The following is a 17,046-nucleotide window of genomic DNA, read 5'->3' as shown; positions in this document are numbered from 1 at the left end:
GTTTGGTCTGCTATCTTTAGCCACCATTGGGCGCGTGTCAGCTACGGCCCGTTGAGATGTCTTGCGCGGGCGACAACAGCAGGGGCACTGGCGCGCAAATGTGCTGTCCCGCAACCGGATCCGGCCAGTGGAGGTAGGAACACCGTTCGGCAAAGCAATGGTAGGGCTATGAATCCGCTGTGTCCAGGCGATGAAGCAGACTAGGGAGGGAATGTGTTCATCCCAGGGGAAGAGGCGTTCGGGGCAATCCATGACTGGTTGCCAGACCCGGGGGCGATCGTGTGCTGGCACCCTTCGCCGGCCTCGCTCAACAAGGTCCGGCAAGCCCCGGTAAGCGCCGTCCCGGCCAGCCACCAACAGGCCCGCCACCTGCGCAATTTCGTTGACCACGCCGCCCGCGGGGTCGACATGTCGAGGCTGTGCATCGGCAGCTGGGACATGCCCGGCCGCTGCGACATCCGGGTCCTGACCTACGTCATCAACACGCATCTTCGCCGGCATGACACGTATCACAGCTGGTTCGAATTTGCCGACGGTGACCGGATTTTGCGACACACGGTTCGCAATCCTGCCGATATTCAATGCGTTCCGGTCAAGCACGACGAGATGTCGCCCGAGGAACTTCGCGAGCACATCGTGGCCACGCCGAGCCCTTTGGAGTGGGAGTGCTTCCGCTTTGCGGTAATCCAGCGCGCGGATCACTTCACCTTCTGCTTCAGCATCGACCATCTCTACATCGACGCGCAGTTTCTCGGCGCGATCCGCATGGAGCTGTATCTGATGTACACATCGCTGCTCGCGGGCGGCGCGCCGCCGGCGCTTCCGGCCGCGGGCAGCTACGAGAAATACTGTGTCCAGCAACACGAATACACCTCGGCCCTGACGCTGGACTCCCCGCAGGTGCAGGCCTGGGTGGACTTCTTCGAACAGAATGACGGCACCCTGCCGGAATGCCCGGTGTCGCTGGGCGACGGTTCGGGGGCCTGCGACCTGATGTTCGTCCGGCTGATGGACGAACAGCAGACGGCCGATTTCGAAGACGCGTGCATAGCCGCGGGCGGCCGCTTCAGCGGCGGCGTGTTCGCCTCCGCGGCCCTCGTGCAATACGAATTGACCGGCGCCGAAACGTATTACGGTCTTGTCGCGTGCGATACTCGCAGCTCTCGGGACGAGTTCCTGACGATCGGTTGGTTCACCGGCTTCGTCCCGATCACCATCCCCGTCGGCTCGTCATCGTTCGGTGCCGCCGTGCGCGCCGCACAGCAGTCGTTCGATTCGGGCAAGGCCCTGGCGAACGTGCCGTTCGCTCGCGTGCTGGAACTGGCGCCGTGGCTGCGGATGCCGCAAGGGCGCGTTCCGTTGCTGTTCCACCTCGACGCAAGCAGCCCTCCGCTGTCCACCATCGTGAAGTCGGAGTGGGGCGGTTCGAACATCAAGATCCATCACGACGGCGGGGTCCCGGCTCGATTCGACTTGCGCGTCAACCGGTATGAAAAGGAAACGCACGCGATGGTGTTTTTCCCCGACAATCCGGTCGCGCGGGAGTCGGTTACGCGCTACCTCGAGACGCTGAAGTCGATTTACCTGCGCGTCGCCGAAGGCCGCGGCGGGGCGCCGTTGTGGGATGTCGCCGCGCTGCAGCGGCAACTGGTTTAGGCCTGCTCGGCCTGGGCGGCCTCGGCCGCCTCGATGTCGAAGGCCTTGATTTGCTGAACCAGGTCCTCCAGGGCCGCCGCCGGTAGCGCGCCGGCCTGGTTGAACAGCAGCTTGCCCTTCTTGAAGGCCATCAGCGTCGGAATGGACCGGATCTGGGCAGCCGCCGCTAGCTGTTGCTCGGCCTCGGTGTCCACCTTCGCGTAGACGATGTCGGGATGCTTCTCCGAGGATGCCTGGAACGTCGGGGCGAACTGGCGGCATGGGCCGCACCAGGAGGCCCAGAAGTCGACCAGCACGATGTCGTTGCCCTCGATGGTCTCGTTGAACTGCTCAGCAGTGAGATCGCGTGTAGTCACAGTGCGCTTAACGTTGGTAACTGACGTGATGTTCCCGTGGGTCTTCCGCGTTTGCTCTTAGCCGGGCAGCCATCCAAGCCGCCGGTCCGCAATACGACGCGAATCGTGTGCCTGAGCCATCGAATTCACCCCGACGACAGCAAACAATTTCGTACTCCACAGCTGCCGAAAACCGCGATAGGATTTTGCGGTCGCTGACGCTTCACCGGGAGGTGCGAGATGTCATTTCTGGTCGCGGATACGGACTTGGTGTCGGGGGCAGCCGGGAATCTGGCGCGGATCGGTTCGGCAATTAGCGAGGTCAATTCCGCGGTGGCGGCCCAGACGACCACGGTGCCCGCCGCCGCGGCTGATGAGGTGTCCGCAGCCATCGCAGCGGTGTTCGAAGCGCACGGCGCAAGCTATCAGGCGCTGAGCGCCGAGGTCGCGGCGTTTCACGACCAATTCGTACAAAACCTGCTCGGCGGCGCGGCAGCGTACGCCGCTACCGAAGCCGCCGGCACCAACCCCTTGAAGCCGCTGTTCGACCTGATCAACGAGCCCACCCGGCTGCTACTCGGCCGCCCCCTGATCGGCAACGGAAACAATGGCGCTACGCCCGGCGCGAACGGCGAGGCCGGCGGAATCCTGTTCGGCAACGGCGGGCGCGGCGCGGATGGCAACGGCGGGCAGGCCGGCGGCCGTGGCGGCGACGCGGGCCTATTCGGTTTCGGCGGAGCCGGCGGTGTGGGCGGACTGGGGGCGAATGGCGGCGCCGGCGGCACGGGCGGGCTGATTTTCGGCAACGGCGGCGCCGGGGGCGCCAGCGGCGGCGGCGGCGGCTCCGGCGGCCTCGGCGGCTCCGCATTGCTGCTCGGGGCAGGTGGTGCCGGCGGTACCAGCCCGAACGGTATGGGCAACGGCGGCGCCGGCGGCAACGGCGGCCTGCTGTTCGGCGGAGGCGGTGACGGCGGCGGTACCTCCCTCGGCGTTGCCGGCAACGGCGGCAGGGCCTTCCTGGTCGGCGACGGCGGCACCGGCGGGCTCGCCTCCAACGCCGGCCAGGCCGGGACCGGCGGCAGCGGCGGATTCCTCGTCGGCAGCGGCGGCGCCGGTGGCGCCGCCCCGATGGGCGGCATCGGGGGGCAGGGTGGCCAGGCGGGGCTGATCGGCAACGGCGGGGCCGGAGGCAATGCCAATCTCCACGGCGGCAACGGGGGCAACGCGCTGCTGATCGGCAACGGCGGGGCCGGAGGCACTCCGAATGGAACCGGCGGCCAGCGTGGGCTCCTGTTCGGCGTAAACGGCGCGCCCGGGTAACCGCCCTACTTACGGTTGCGTACGTTTTCCCACGTCCGACAGACTTAGCGCTGACCTATCGGGCGGGAGGGAATCGCGTTGGGCCACTACATCGCTAACGTCCGCGATCTCGAGTTCAACCTGTTCGAGGTTCTCGAACTGGGCGCCGTGCTCGGCACTGGGAGCTACAGCGACCTCGACGAGGACACCGTCCGAACCATCCTGGCCGAGGCCGCTCGCCTGGCGGAGGGTCCGGTGGCGGAGTCGTTCGCGGCCGCCGACCGCAACCCGCCGGTGTTCGACCCGGCCGAGCACACAATCAGCGTGCCGGACGAGTTGGCCAAGACGGTGCGGGCAATCAAGGAGGCCGGGTGGTGGCGGCTGGGCCTGGCCGAGGAGATCGGCGGGATGCCGGCGCCGCCCCCGCTGGCCTGGGCGGTCAACGAAATGATCCTGTGCGCCAACCCTTCTGCGAACTTCTTCAACTTCGGCCCGTTCATGGCCCAGGCGCTCTATGAGGAGGGCAACGAGCAGCAACGGCAGTGGGCCGCCGTCGGTGTGGAGCGCGGTTGGCAGGCCACCATGGTGCTCACCGAGCCCGACGCCGGCTCCGACGTCGGGGCGGGCCGCGCCAAGGCCATCCAGCAACCCGACGGGACCTGGCACATCGAGGGCGTCAAGCGGTTCATTTCCGGCGGCGACGTAGGCGAGACGGCCGAGAACATCTTCCACCTCGTGCTGGCCCGGCCGGAGGGCGCCGGCCCGGGCACCAAGGGATTGAGCCTGTTCTATGTGCCGAAGTATCTGTTCGACCCTGAAACGTTCGAACTCGGTTCCCGCAACGGCGTTTTCGCCACCGGGCTGGAGCACAAGATGGGCATCAAGTCATCGCCGACGTGCGAATTGACCTTCGGCGACGGCGACGTGCCCGCCGTCGGCTACCTGGTCGGCGACGTGCACAACGGGATCGCGCAGATGTTCACCGTGATCGAGCAGGCCCGCATGACGATCGGGGTGAAGGCCGCCGGCACCCTGTCCACGGGCTACCTGAACGCGCTGGCCTTCGCCAAGGAGCGCGTGCAAGGCGCCGACCTCACCCAGATGACCGACAAGACCGCGCCGCGGGTCACGATCATGCACCACCCCGACGTGCGTCGCAGCCTGATGACCCAGAAGGCGTACGCCGAGGGGCTGCGGGCGCTTTACATGTATGCCGCCGCGCATCAGGATCCCGATGTGGCGCAACGGGTTTCGGGCGCAGACGCCGACATGGCGCACCGCATCGATGACCTGCTGCTGCCGATCGTCAAGGGGGTGAGCTCGGAGCGGGCCTACGAGGTTCTGACCGAATCGCTGCAGACGCTCGGGGGCTCCGGCTTTCTGTCCGACTATCCGCTCGAGCAGTACATCCGCGACTCCAAGATCGATTCGCTCTACGAGGGCACCACCGCGATCCAGGCGCTCGACTTCTTCTTCCGCAAGATCGTTCGCGACCACGGCCAGGCCCTGCAGTTTGTGGTGGCGCAGATCAGCAACACCATCGACGCCTGCGACGGCGACCTGAAACCGCTGGCCGAGCTGCTGCAGACCGCGCTGGACGAGGTCACTGCGATGACGGGCGCGCTGACCGGCTACCTGATGTCGGCCACGCAGCACCCGACCGAGATCTACAAGGTGGGGCTGGGATCGGTCCGCTACCTGCTCGCGGTCGGCGACCTGCTCATCGGCTGGCGGTTGCTGGTGCAAGCCGGCATCGCCCAAGCCGCGCTGTCCGACGCGCCCTCCGCGAGCGACACCAGCTTCTACCAGGGCAAGATCGCGACGGCGAAGTTCTTCGCCAAGAACATGCTGCCCAGGCTAACCGCGCAGCGCAGGGTCCTCGAATCCATCGACGACGACATCATGCGCGTTTCCGAAGACGCGTTCTGACGCTTCACAGTTCGGGCACAGCTCGAGCGGGTACACCTTTTCGTGGTCCAACTCACGAATGGGGGAAAACGTTGATATCAGCAAGCTGTCCCGCTCCTCGACTCACCCGCTTCGCCATCCTCGCCGTCACGGGGGCCGCCGCGCTGTCCGTCGCCGCCTGCGGTTCGTCGAACCAATCGGCTCCGACGTCGACATCGACCTCCACGTCGACGGTGACCTCCACCGCCACCTCGCAGGCACCGCCCCAGGGCGAGGCCAAGGTGAGCGGGCTGATCGCGTCGGTCGCCGGCAACTCGATCCAGGTCAAGAAAGACGACAACAGCAACGCCGCCATCAACTTCACGTCCACGACCAAGATCACCGAGGTCGCTCCGGCCACGCTGAGCGACGTCACCCAGGGCAGCTGTGTCACCGTGCGGCCCACCAAGGAGATCCAGACCGGGCAGCCGGCTACCGCGGCGTCGGTCCGGGTCAGCCCGTCCGTCAACGGCACCTGCCCCCCGGCCAAAGGGTCCGGTCAGGGTTCCACCACCACGCCGCCCTCCGGCTCGCCGTCGCCGGCGCCCGCCAAGCCAAAGCCGTTGCTGGGCTCGGTCGCGTCGGTGACCGGTAACACCATCACCGTCGCGGGCACCGACGCCAGCGGTAACAGCACGCAGACGCCCGTGACCGTCGACGATCAGACCAAGTACTCCAAGCTGGCGACCGCCACGCCCGACGCGATCGCGCAGGGCAAGTGCATCAACGCGCGCGGCAGCCTGGACAACGGCGGCACGCTGCAGGCGACGAGCATCAACGTGCGGGCGGCCGTTGACGGGAAGTGCCCGGGCAAGCCGCGCGGGTGATCCCGGTTACTTGACGCGGAGTCCCCGTCGCGCCTGCAGCTCCGCTTCGGTAACCCATTCGCGCAACGGTTTCCCGGGCGCGCACAGCAGCGTGAGCACAAAGCTGCAAGGAATGTCGGTGCGGTTGTTTGCGTCCTGATAATGGATCAGGTCACCGCCGGGCCCCCAGAACGCTTCTCCTGCCCGCAGGACGCGGGGCGCTGAACCCTCGAGCTCGAACAACATCTCACCGCTGATCATGTAACCGAATCCCGGACCGCCAGGAAGGCGGTGTGGCGGATATCCGGGCGCGCCCGGTGGATGGTTGATCAGAACAGTCGTCACATAGGCATCGGCGGGAATCGACGGTGACCGTACCTCCTGGAGCACCTTTATTGTGGACTCGAGTTCGGAGTCGTTCGCATCGACCATGATTCGTCATCCTCGCCTTAATGCCCGAGCGCCCGGTCAACTTCCCAGTTCGCGGCGGCCGGCGCGTGCGTCGATCCAGTCGGAGTATCGAGTGCTGAAGATGGTGGCGTTCTCGTCGGGTTCGAGGGTGTGATCGTCGATCACCGCACCGAAGTATGGCGCCTGGGGGTCGGTCACGACGCGACGTTGATCACCATCGGCGGCAAGGCCGGCGCGGACAAAGTCGTCCATTCCCATTGCTTCGGGCCCGGCGATCTCCGTTACTCCGTTGGTAGGAGGTCCGACTGCCGCATCGGCCACCGCCGTCGCGACGTCGTCAGCCGCAATAGGACGGAACATCGCGTGCGGCAATCTGACGATGTCGCCGTCTGTCGCGGAGTCGGCCAAGACCACCGCGAATTCGTAGAAGGGAGTTGCTCGCACGATTGAGTATGGCCGGCCTGAATCCTGGATCAGTTTCTCCTGAGCCGCTTTCGCGGTGTTGTAGCCGCTATCTGGCATGCTCTGCGAACCCACTACGGACAACGCGACATGGTGTTTGACTCCCGCGTCCTGTTCGGCCGAGAGAAGATTCGTGGTCGTCGTTGTGAAGAAGTGCATCACAGGTTCGTCCTCGAACAATGGTGAGTCGGCGACGTCGACCAAGACATCCGCACCCGCGACGGCGTCGGCGAGGCCTTGGCCGGTGAGCGAATCGACACCCGATCGGCGTGAGGCGATGATCACGTCGTGTTCCTGCGCGCGGAGCCTGGCCACTACTTTCGAGCCGATAAGCCCGCGGCCGCCGATGACTACGATCTTCATGGTGAACCTTTCAGTTCCGGTCTGCGAATGGCCGCCCTGCGCCGAACGACCCAGAGCATCAGCGGTTTTGTTCAGAGAGGTTCACCGGGGAACTTCAGGTCGAAGCGGGCGCATAGTTCAGGGACGCTATCAACGTCCATCTCCAGTTCATACCGCGCGCAAAGCTGATCTAGGACTTCTGGCGATATCTTGGCGATCCCGCCGAGATCGGAAAGCTCGTCGAAGAACTGCTCGAATCCTGCGGGGGAAATCATCTCGAGGATGCGAGCGGGCTCGTCGCCCGCGTTCCAGAACGTGTGCCATTGGCCTCGCGGCTTGAAAATGAAGTCACCAGGTCCGCCCTCGATCACCTCATCGCCAAGCAAAGCGCCTACGCGCCCCTCGATGATCCAGCTGTACTCGTCTTCGTTGTGGTGGCGATGAAGCGGTGCTGCTAGCGCCCGAGGAGACAACGGATGCTCGAGGACGGAGAAGCGGCCTTCCGCCTGAGCCTTGTCGAGGATGTGGCGGACACCGACCGTCCCATTGAACACGTACTTGCCTTCGGTGCGGCCGACGGACTTCGCCGGCGGGCCGCCCGGCCTCAAGATATCGATTGTCACTGCATTTTCCTTTCAGCTTCCCTCGTTTTCGAAGTCCCAGGACCACATCCACCGGGTCAATTGCGGCCGGCCATAACGCCGCCGTCGACGTTGAGAATCGCGCCGGTGACCCAACTCGCCTCATCAGACAACAGATACGTCACAGCGTTGGCCACGTCGGCCGGGGTGCCGACTCGTCCCAACGGATGAAACGGCGCGAAAGTGTCAAGCGTGGCGTCGATCTCGTCCTTGGGGACCCACCTCTCAAGAGCCGGGGTCTTGACCGCGGCCGGTGCCACCGCGTTGACGCGGATCTTGTGCCCGGCAAGCTCGATGGCCAGGTTATGGGTCAGCGCATGCAGCCCTGCTTTTTGCATCGAGTGCCCACACGACGGAGTGACTCCGATCGCCTGGTGTGCCCACATGCTGCCGATGTTGACGATGGCCCCACCCTCACCGCGGGCAATCATGCCCTCAACGACGGTCTGCGTCAGGAAAAACAGGGCGTAGTTGAGATCCATGTACGAGTCGTAATCCTGCGCGTCGTACGCGAGAAACGGCTTGGGGATGAAGAATCCCGCTGCATTCACCAACAGTGTCGCCTTGCCGTGCTGCTCAGAAAGCGCCCGCTGCACATCCGCAACCGCGGCGCGGTCCGTCAGCTCGGCGGCGATGCCCCAGGCATGGCCACGCCGGCTCAGCTCAGCAACGGTATCGTCGACACGCTCCTTCGACAGGCCGACGATCACCGCGCTCCCGCCGTGATCGATGATGTCGATTGCAACCTGCCGGCCCATGCCGGCACTGCCGCCGATAACAATGACCTTCTTGCCCTCAAAATGCATGTGCGGGTTGCCTTCCTAGCTTGTGCTGACTGCTCCGGCTGGACTTGCGGGGCACCCGCGAACGGTCCGACGATCCGGCATGTACCTGGTCCTAACGAGATTGCGCCCCCGCGGGGTGAGCTGTCATCACCCCAATCCCCTCTTCACCCGGGTGAGTGCTCGGGGATCAGAGCGAGGCTGCAAGGGCCCACAGCTCGTCGGCCTTGGCGGCGTCCGCCCAGGCCAACGCGGTCACCACCACATCAGTCGCACCGGCGTTCAGATAGCTCTGAAGCCGCCGCTTGACCGTTGCCGCTGAACCCACCGCGGCGATGTCTACCGCGCGAGCCACACGCTCTCGCGCAATCACCTTCCGATATGACGGAATCGCCTCGTAGAAACTCAACCTCTCGGCAGCGAAATCCTTTGCCGCATCGACGTCGTCCGACACGACCGCGGGGACCTGCGCGATGATCTTTGGTTTCGGCCGTCCCGCGTCGGCCGCCGACTTCGCAATGACCGGTTCGATGAACTCTGCGATTGTCCGCGGGCCGGCAAGGTACGGCAGGGTGCCGTCGGCCAGTTCGCCGGTGACCTGCAACGCCTTCGGGCCCATCGCGGCCACGTATACCGGGACGGGGGTGCCCCCGGCGACCCGCACTGGCCATCCGGGGTGTGCGCTGATTTCGTCGCCGTTGAAGTACACAGCTCCGGTATCGAAGATGGATCTCAGCACCGTCAAGTGCTCGCGAAGGCGCGTGACCGTGTTGGGCCACGACGTCCCAAAGGCCTGCCGCTCCGGCTCATGCGCGCCCAATCCGAGCCCAAGACTGAAGTTGCCGTGCGAGGCGGCCTGCGCCGTCTGCGCCTGCGACGCGACAATCAGCGGGTGACGCGGGTTGATCGGCACCGCCGACGTGCCGACGCCGAGCCCGGGTACGGCCGCGCCGATAAAAGCGGCGAGGGCGATCGCGTCGTAATCGAATTGCTGGCCCAGCCAGATCTGGCGGACGCCGAGTGTAAACGCCCGGCTGGCCTGCGCCACCATGTCATCGACGACATTGGTCGCTTTTGGGTTGGGAAATAACACGATTCCAGTCGGCATGCTGCTTCCCTTCACAGGCCGAAGGTGGCTGTGGCGCGGGTTAAGCCCCCGGAGCAATCGCACAGGCCGCGACACAAACCCAGCTGCCGTCACGCTTCTGATATGTGTCCGTGTACAGAGCTTCTTGCTCCGCTCCGTCGGTAAGCATGGTGTATGTCGCGCGGGCGTGGATCAGCGCAACGTCACTGAGGATGCGGATGTTGACGTCGTGCACGGCGAGATCCTTGAAGGGACGTGGCTTAGCGATGTATTCGAGGAACTCCTCGCGGTTCCGGGTGACGCCCGGAGTCTGCACAATGAAGTCCTCGGCGAGGAACTCGCTGAAGCGCTTGACATCGTTGAACTGGTCGGAGTGGACGTAATCCTCGTTGAGCTGCTCGAGTATCGCCAGATCTTCCGCGGACTGCTTGGTGTCGTTCATTTATCGCGTCCCTCCTCGAAGCCGTTCGTACCGCCCGGGCCTTGTTGCCCCCCGAGATTGCAGCCACGAGGGATGAGCCGTCATCACCCCGACCACATATTCACCCGGGTGAGTGATGTCGCCGGGCAAGCCAACTCGGGATTCTGTACCTCACGCGTCAGAGGTGAAGTTCGTTGCTGCGTGGCGGAGTCGGTGTGTGCGGGTCGCCGGCGATGAGCACTCCGGCGCCGTAGCGGACTAGTTAGTCCATTTTTAGCCCTGCTGAGATGTTTCCCACTGTGTGAGAACATGTTCCATGGATGCGTCGTTGACTCGTGGACTGTAAGGTCCACATGTGGGACGGACTGTTTGACCGTTCAAAGACCACACACACGGCCGGATGACGTCGGCCAGTCGAGGAGAGTTCTGCTATGTCGTTCATGTCCATCACGCCGGATCTGGTTGCGAATGCTGCTGAGGATCTGGCGAGCGTCCATTCGTCGCTAGCCGAGGCAACTTCGGCCGTCGCCGCTCCGACGACTGGCCTTCTGGCAGCGGGTAAGGACGAGGTGTCGCTGGCGGTGGCTTCCCTTTTCAGTGGGTTCGGCCAGGATTTCCAGGCTCTCAGCGCCCGGGCGCAGGGTTTTCACGCCGAATTTGTCAGCTTGATGAAACAGGGTGCTGCCGCGTACCTCGGCACCGAGGCGGCCAACGCCTCACCACTGCAGACGCTGGAGCAAGACGTGCTGAGTGCGATCAACGCGCCCACCGAAACGTTGGTGGGCCGCCCGCTGATCGGCAACGGCACCAACGGGGCGTCTGGTACCGGGCAGGCCGGTGGGGCCGGCGGATTGTTGATCGGTAACGGCGGGAACGGCGGCTCTGGCGCTGCCGGCCAGACCGGAGGGGCCGGCGGCGCCGCTGGGCTGATCGGCAACGGCGGCATCGGCGGCGCCGGAGGTGCGGGCGCCGCGGGCGGCGCGGGCGGCACCGGGGGGTTCCTGCTCGGTAACGGTGGCGCCGGCGGGCTTGGCGGCACCGGGGGCGGGGTCGGTGGCGTCGGCGGCAACGCGATGCTGCTCGGCAACGGCGGCGCGGGAGGGCTTGGCGGGGCTGCCGCCGGCGCGGGTGACGGCGGCGCCGGCGGCGCCGGCGGTACGGGCGGGCTGCTGGTGGGCGCCGGCGGTAACGGCGGCGTCGGCGGGGCCGCGACCACTGGGGTTGCCGGCGCCGGCGGAGCCGGCGGCAACGCGAACGGATTGTTCGCGAGCTTCGGAGGTGACGGTGGGACAGGCGGCGCGGCCACCACGGGAACCGGTGGGGTCGGCGGCGTCGGCGGCGACGGCTTCGCGCGAGGCCCGTTCGGCTTGGATATCGCGAGCGGCGGGACCGGCGGAGCCGGCGGCGCCGCAATGAGTGGGATCGCCGGGACCGGTGGCGCCGGCGGCTCGGGCGCGGCGGCGGGCCTGATCGGAATGGACCTCGTCGGCGGTGGGGCGGGCGGGGCCGGCGGTGCCGTCACCACCGGGGTGGCCGGCGCCGGCGGTCTCGGGGGCAATGCGGTCGCGCCCGCCCTGATTGGATTTGGCGGCGCTATCGGCGGGGCCGGAGGAGTTGGCGGCGCGGCCACAGGTGCAACGGGTATCGCTGGTGCCGGCGGCACTGGCGGCATGGGCCTGTCCACGACCGTCGCCCAGGGCGGAGCCGGCGGGGCGGGCGGTGCCTCGAGCTTCGGCACCGGCGGTGATGGCGGCACCGGAGGCCTCGGCGCCGGCGCCCTGGCCGGCATGGGCGGCCAGGGCGGCCAGGGCGGGGCTGCTGACATGGGCGCCGGTGGCACGGGTGGCACTGGCGGCAGCGGCCTCGGTCTCCTCGGCGTGGGCGGCGACGGTGGCAACGCCGGCTCCGGCATCGGTGTTGCCAACGGGGGCAATGGCGGCAACGCCTCGGGTGTCCTGGACGGCACTCCCGAGACGTCGATAATCGGTTTCGGCGGCCATGGCGGCAATGGAATCAACGGCGGGACGGGCGGCACCGGCGGGAACGGCGGCATGTTCGGAGCCCCAGGAACCGACGGGATGTCATAGCGCCGAGCGGCCCCAATCCAACTGCGGTGCACAGCATCTCATCCACGAGACAGTCGGGGTGCTGTGCACCGCAGGCTTAAGCGGTGTCGCTTGACGAATTGAGCGACAGACTGGAAAAGTTGGTGACGGTTGGTTCCGGAAGCCGTTGAGCAGCAAGTAGTGTCGCCGACGAAGAGGACACCTACGCTGCTGTCGCACACCGCGGCAGCTAACGGTGACCCTGCGAAGTCGTCGCCGATGTCACGACTTGCGCCGTGCGCGGTCAGGTTGGTTTGTCAGGCTGTCGATGTGGGCGAGCGCCATGTCCAGTGCGGTGGCCATCGCTGTGACGTCATGGTTGGCCTGGGCCAGCAGGTAGCCGCCCTGCAGGGCGGCCAGCAGGCCGGTGGCCAGGGCGTCTGGGTCGGCCGTCGCAGCGAGGGTACCGTCGTCTTGCATACGCCTCAGGCCGTCGGCTAGCAGTCCTTTCCAGCTGGCGAAGTAGTGGGACAGCGCGGCGCGGGCCTGTTCGTCTTGGTCGGATAGTTCGATTGCCATAGATCCCAGCGCGCAGCCGTAGGCGCCGCCCTGCAACGCCGCGCCCTGTACTAGGGCATCGCGCCAGCGGCGCAGGCCGCGCATCGATTTCAACCGTTGCAGCCTTTGCTCTTCGCGGGCCAACACCTGCGCGGCCCGATAGGCCAGCACTGCCCGAATTAATTCAGGCTTGCCTGCGAAGTGTTGGTACAGTTGAGATTTGCTCGTGGCGGTGGCCTCGCGGACATCGTCGAGGGTGACCGCATTGACTCCGCGGACATACATCAAATCCGCGGCCGCCGCAATGATCCGGTCCCGCGTTGCCGCTCCGCGTGCTGTGATCCGCCGCTCGCGGTTGGAAAGTTCACTGTCGCCCACGGTGCCAGCAGCTTGCCGACTCCGTTCCCTCACGTCAAGACGCGCTGGCGCCCGCTGCTGCGCAGCGCCGCCGCCAAAGTTTGAGTAGGGCTGGGCACCATGCCTGCCCGTGCGCGCGCTCACCGCTGCCTGGTCTGCACCTCGCCTAACCACGATTCGCCCTCGCAACCACTACGCGGCAGCCAGCGCGGTGCCGTCCCGCCCTAACACGATACCTGCTTGTGCGAACGTTATAGCCCTCATGTCCGCCGCGTTCCGACCGGCGGACACATTCGCCTCCCCGCGCGACTAGGCCCGCACGGCCCGGAACCGTCGGTCTATTTAGACCACTCTGGAGGGTCCTGCCGGTGACTCCAGGCTGCTGGCGCGACGCCGACCCGTCTGGAGAACCCAGTGTAACAAGCAGATCCGGCATAAATCGCTTCCGCAACCTACATTGCCGCGAGTCCTGGGCACTGGCCAAGGACCATCTTTAGGACGATATAGTCCTTTATAGAGAAGGTGAGGAACTACGCGAGCGATACAACTATGACGGAGATGGCGGATGAGACTACGCAGCCGCTTCGCGGAAGTCGATACCGCGGAGATCCCGGCCATGCCGCATTGTCTGCCTGCGCCGCGCCGCCCCACCACCCAGTCCTGCGGTCTGGACGCGTCGACCGACATGCGGCGGACCTGCGGCTCGCAAGCAGCACTCACTGCGCGCATCCTGCGTGGCAGGTGGGCGCAAATCAGCGCTCTGCCAACAATTCTCCCGACGAGGAAGACGTAGTGCGTTCGGTCATAAACGAGCAAGCCCAGGCACTGCTGCGTCAACAACGCTGCGAATTGCAAGCGGTTACCAGCGTGGCGGACCTTGAGCGCTGGCGTGACCGCTTGGTCACTGCCAACGCGCGGCGCGGCGGCGCGTTCGGTTGCGTGTTGGGCAGTATGGTCTCGCAGCTGGCCGACCGCGACGAGCGCTGCCGGCTGCTGCTGGCCGGCTATTTCGCCGAGTGGCAGCGCCTTGTCGCGGCCGCGCTGCGCCGTCTGCAGACCTGCGGTGAACTGGCGCGCGACGCTAATCCCGAAGAACTGGCGACCGGGCTGATCGCCGCGCTTCAAGGCGGGTATGTGCTGAGCCAGGCTAGCCACGACGTCGACGATATGGCTGCAGCCATCGACGTAGCGCTCAGCCGCATCCGGTCCTATGTGATCGCCGAGTAATCGACCACGCTTTGACCGGGTGCGCAATGCGCCGCCTCACCGGAGGCGTCGAACCAAGAAGTACGCCAATGCTTTCGTAGATCGCGGTCGTCGTCCCCTAGGGGGGCTCGGGCTTCGGCACACCGCCGGGTGGCCGCCGACCCGGTCGCAGTATTTCTCGCCAATACCGTTCGCCAAGCGGGTGAACGATTACTTCGGAGTGGACGGTTCGGTCGCGACCGAGGCGCTGCTGGCCAAGCAGGGTTGCGCACCGGGCCGGTCGCGGCACAACGCCGCGATCTCGCAGGGCACCTGCTGGCGCCCGGCAGGCGGATTGGTTATCAACAACGCGGCGCACAACGCACCTAGGGCGAACAATGCGGCGCTCACCTCCAACGCGCGGGCGAATCCGGGCGCGCTCGCCGCACCAACACTGATCAGGCCTATGGATCCGGTCGACATCAGCGCGGCCAGCCGCGAGACGGCGTTGTTGATCGCCGAACCCAGGCCGCTGTGTTCAATCGGCACCGACGCCAGTGTCACCGATGTGAGCGGTGTGATCGTCGCCACCAGCCCAATTGCCAACACGGTCATCCCCGGTACCAGATCGGTGAGCGCGTGGAACCCGTTGGCTTTCGGGCGGATCAGCAGGAGGCCGACCGCCGCCAACCCGGGTCCGACGATGAGGAACGTACGTGGCCCCACCCGCGCGGCAGTTCGGCCGACGTGCCGGGCCAGCACAAACGATAGCGCCGGGATTGGCAGGGTGGCCAGCCCGGCCATGGTGGCTGAATATCCGCCGATTTCTTGGGTGTAGAGGGCGACGGCCAGCGATCCCAGTGTCAACCCGCCGTAGACCAATGCAGTGACGAGGTTGCCGACGGCGAAGTTGCGAAAGGTGAACAGCGGCAACGGAAGCATTGGATGCCTGCTGCGGTGCTGCCATGTCACGAAGCCAACCAGCGCGGCGATCCCGATCACCGCTGGTGTGATGACCATTGGGTCGGTCCAGCCATCGCGTTGCGCTTCGATCAATGCGTACACGGTCGCCGCCGGCCCTGCCACCGAGAGGCCCAGCCCGGCGATATCTATGCGCGCTCCTTCGACCCGCCCCGACATCGGGCACAGCCAGAACGTCAGCGCATACCCGACCGCCATCGGTATCGCCGACAACACGAATATCCAACGCCAGCCTAGGAAGTCAACGCAAATTCCGCCCAATAGCGGCCCCAACGCGAAGGCGATGCCCGTCCACCCGGTCCACAAGCCGATCGCGGCGGCCCGGTGGGCTTTGTCGAACACCGTGTTGATGAGCGCCAGGGATCCCGGCACGAGGAACGCCGCACCCAGACCCTGAATGAGGCGCGCCGTGATCAGCATCGCCGGCGAGGCGGCGGCTGCTGCCAGCACAGAGCCCGAACCGAAAGCCAACAGCCCGAACCGCATCACGGGAACGCGGCCGAACAGATCCGAGATGGATCCGCCGGGCAGAATCGCGGCCACCGTCGCGAGCAGGTAGCCGTCGACAATCCATTGCTGCAGCGCCAGGCCACCGCCGAGGTCGTGCTCGGTGGCCGGCAAAGCCAGGTTGATCACCGTGGAGTCGAGGAACGCGACCATCGACACCATAACCGCGACCACCATCGCACGGCTGGTCGGTGCCGCGTCGCGCAATATCACTGCGCGGGCCATTCGACGCAAACCGACGACCGGGCGCCAAACCCGTTGCGTACGCCGGTCATCGGTGTTGTCTGAGCGCCTTCAGCTGCGCCAGCACATCGATGTCGCGGCTAGTAATCGCGTTGTGCCCGTCATCGCCATCGAGCGATTCGGTTCGCCTAGAACCATTGTCAGGGCAGGGGTTTTCGTAATCGCCATCCATGGCTGTCCTCCTTAGAAAATCGCACCGGCACGGGCGACCGGCTCGCCGCGCCGCTCACCACCGGTCGAAGTGCAGCACGTCGTCGAGCGGGATCCGTTTGGCAGGGCGGAACGTCGTGCCGGTGTAGTAGGCGGTGGGGACGGTCGTGGCGTGATAGACGTTGTCGGGCAGGCCCAGGATGGTCCGCATCTCGTCGTCGGCCATTATGGTCACCCCGGTCCATGTGGTCCCCAAGCCCCGAGAACGGGCGGCGAGCATGTAGCTCCACGTGGCGGGCATGATCGAACTCCAATACTGGTTGGCGTTTTCGGCTGTCAATCTGCCGTCGCCGTCGATGACCTCGACGCAGGGGATGACCAAGACGGGGACCTCGCCGAAGTGATCGGCGAGATACGCCGCGCTGTCAGAAACTTTGCGCTGCTCGTGATTGCGCGCGGGATCGTCCTTGAACCGATCGGCGACCGCGAAAGGGGATGCGACGATCAAGTCCCATGTGCGGCGGTACACATCGGCGATCGCGCGACGCTGCTCCGGGTCGGTGACCACGATGAAGCTCCAATTCTGCACGTTGGCGGACGTCGGCGCCTGCACCGCGATTTCCAGGCATTCCCGAATCAGGCCGATAGGAACAGGTTTGGTCAAATCGAGCCGTTTGCGCACCGAGCGGGTCGTGGTCAGCAGCGCGTCGGTGGACAACTCGACGATCGGGTACGCACTCACTATCTCGGGGATCCTTTCGCGTGCACTGATCGGAAGGTCGGATCGCTCACGCAAGCAGGATGGCGGTGACTTCAACTTCCACGCGGATG

Annotated in this window: 18 protein-coding genes; 6 read left to right on the top strand and 12 right to left on the bottom strand. The window is 65.9% G+C overall.

Annotated elements, in window-relative coordinates; all coding sequences use genetic code 11:
• The first annotated feature begins 213 nt into the window (after nt 1-213).
• On the top strand, nt 214-1,656 hold the full coding sequence (locus tag A5712_RS19600; protein WP_231982175.1) for a condensation domain-containing protein: 1,443 nt from the start codon (nt 214-216) through the stop codon (nt 1,654-1,656).
• On the opposite strand, the gene trxA is transcribed toward A5712_RS19600, so the two are convergent.
• The gene (gene trxA / locus A5712_RS19595; RefSeq protein WP_255342521.1) at nt 1,653-2,042 is read right to left on the bottom strand and encodes a thioredoxin; all 390 of its coding nucleotides are present in this window, start codon (nt 2,040-2,042) and stop codon (nt 1,653-1,655) included. The two genes, A5712_RS19600 and trxA, sit on opposite strands and share 4 nt — an antisense overlap.
• A 189-nt stretch (nt 2,043-2,231) precedes the next feature.
• Here trxA and A5712_RS19590 point away from each other — a divergent pair, with 189 nt between their 5' ends.
• Together A5712_RS19590 and A5712_RS19585 are read left to right on the top strand one after the other, a co-directional pair.
• The gene (locus A5712_RS19590) at nt 2,232-3,311 is read left to right on the top strand and encodes a PE family protein (RefSeq protein ID WP_068108348.1); all 1,080 of its coding nucleotides are present in this window, start codon (nt 2,232-2,234) and stop codon (nt 3,309-3,311) included.
• 78 nt (nt 3,312-3,389) lie between these two features.
• Entirely contained in the window at nt 3,390-5,219 is a 1,830-nt protein-coding gene (locus A5712_RS19585; protein WP_068108345.1) for an acyl-CoA dehydrogenase, read from the top strand.
• 52 nt (nt 5,220-5,271) lie between these two features.
• Here the strand turns inward: A5712_RS19585 and A5712_RS32075 are convergent, their stop codons facing one another.
• Nucleotides 5,272-5,442: a hypothetical protein gene (locus tag A5712_RS32075; protein ID WP_231982174.1), complete on the bottom strand. Its 171-nt coding sequence runs from the start codon at nt 5,440-5,442 to the stop codon at nt 5,272-5,274.
• On the opposite strand from A5712_RS32075, the gene A5712_RS19580 reads away from it, so the two are divergent.
• A complete protein-coding gene (locus A5712_RS19580) occupies nt 5,432-6,064 on the top strand; it encodes a DUF5666 domain-containing protein (RefSeq protein WP_231982173.1) in 633 nt (210 codons plus the stop codon). The two genes, A5712_RS32075 and A5712_RS19580, sit on opposite strands and share 11 nt — an antisense overlap.
• 6 nt (nt 6,065-6,070) lie before the next feature.
• Here the strand turns inward: A5712_RS19580 and A5712_RS19575 are convergent, their stop codons facing one another.
• The 6 genes from A5712_RS19575 to A5712_RS19550 form a co-directional block, all read right to left on the bottom strand.
• Nucleotides 6,071-6,478, bottom strand: coding sequence for a cupin domain-containing protein (locus tag A5712_RS19575; RefSeq protein ID WP_068108343.1), 408 nt, complete (start codon nt 6,476-6,478; stop codon nt 6,071-6,073).
• 33 nt (nt 6,479-6,511) lie between these two features.
• A complete protein-coding gene (locus A5712_RS19570; RefSeq protein WP_068108340.1) occupies nt 6,512-7,279 on the bottom strand; it encodes an SDR family oxidoreductase in 768 nt (255 codons plus the stop codon).
• Nucleotides 7,280-7,350: 71 nt separating this feature from the next.
• Nucleotides 7,351-7,881 (bottom strand): cupin domain-containing protein, encoded by a 531-nt coding sequence (locus tag A5712_RS19565; RefSeq protein WP_231982172.1) that lies wholly within the window; start codon nt 7,879-7,881, stop codon nt 7,351-7,353.
• Between the two features lie 56 nt (nt 7,882-7,937).
• A complete protein-coding gene (locus A5712_RS19560; protein ID WP_068108337.1) occupies nt 7,938-8,705 on the bottom strand; it encodes an SDR family NAD(P)-dependent oxidoreductase in 768 nt (255 codons plus the stop codon).
• Between the two features lie 166 nt (nt 8,706-8,871).
• Nucleotides 8,872-9,789, bottom strand: a complete 918-nt coding sequence (locus A5712_RS19555; RefSeq protein ID WP_068108384.1) for an LLM class F420-dependent oxidoreductase — start codon at nt 9,787-9,789, stop codon at nt 8,872-8,874.
• 40 nt (nt 9,790-9,829) lie between these two features.
• Nucleotides 9,830-10,210, bottom strand: a complete 381-nt coding sequence (locus A5712_RS19550) for a nuclear transport factor 2 family protein (protein WP_068108334.1) — start codon at nt 10,208-10,210, stop codon at nt 9,830-9,832.
• Between the two features lie 410 nt (nt 10,211-10,620).
• Between A5712_RS19550 and A5712_RS19545 the strand changes: the two genes are divergently transcribed.
• The gene (locus A5712_RS19545; protein WP_068108331.1) at nt 10,621-12,276 is read left to right on the top strand and encodes a PE family protein; all 1,656 of its coding nucleotides are present in this window, start codon (nt 10,621-10,623) and stop codon (nt 12,274-12,276) included.
• Nucleotides 12,277-12,516: 240 nt separating this feature from the next.
• On the opposite strand, the gene A5712_RS19540 is transcribed toward A5712_RS19545, so the two are convergent.
• Nucleotides 12,517-13,170: a TetR/AcrR family transcriptional regulator gene (locus A5712_RS19540; protein WP_068108328.1), complete on the bottom strand. Its 654-nt coding sequence runs from the start codon at nt 13,168-13,170 to the stop codon at nt 12,517-12,519.
• 720 nt (nt 13,171-13,890) lie between these two features.
• On the opposite strand from A5712_RS19540, the gene A5712_RS30350 reads away from it, so the two are divergent.
• Nucleotides 13,891-14,376, top strand: a complete 486-nt coding sequence (locus A5712_RS30350; RefSeq protein WP_197519447.1) for a TetR family transcriptional regulator C-terminal domain-containing protein — start codon at nt 13,891-13,893, stop codon at nt 14,374-14,376.
• 189 nt (nt 14,377-14,565) lie between these two features.
• On the opposite strand, the gene A5712_RS19530 is transcribed toward A5712_RS30350, so the two are convergent.
• The 3 genes from A5712_RS19530 to A5712_RS19525 form a co-directional block, all read right to left on the bottom strand.
• On the bottom strand, nt 14,566-15,999 hold the full coding sequence (locus tag A5712_RS19530) for an MFS transporter (protein WP_197519446.1): 1,434 nt from the start codon (nt 15,997-15,999) through the stop codon (nt 14,566-14,568).
• A 94-nt stretch (nt 16,000-16,093) separates the two neighbouring features.
• Complete coding sequence (locus A5712_RS30930; RefSeq protein ID WP_156766654.1) at nt 16,094-16,237, bottom strand: hypothetical protein; 144 nt, start codon at nt 16,235-16,237, stop codon at nt 16,094-16,096.
• Nucleotides 16,238-16,291: 54 nt separating this feature from the next.
• Nucleotides 16,292-16,957 carry a nitroreductase family protein gene (locus A5712_RS19525; RefSeq protein ID WP_068108319.1) on the bottom strand — a complete coding sequence of 222 codons (666 nt, stop codon included), beginning with the start codon at nt 16,955-16,957 and terminating at the stop codon, nt 16,292-16,294.
• Nucleotides 16,958-17,046 lie beyond the last annotated feature (89 nt).

It is taken from the genome of Mycobacterium sp. E2327 (assembly GCF_001672675.1).
Classification (GTDB): Bacteria; Actinomycetota; Actinomycetes; order Mycobacteriales; family Mycobacteriaceae; genus Mycobacterium.
This window is presented reverse-complemented; position numbering and strand designations above follow the sequence as displayed.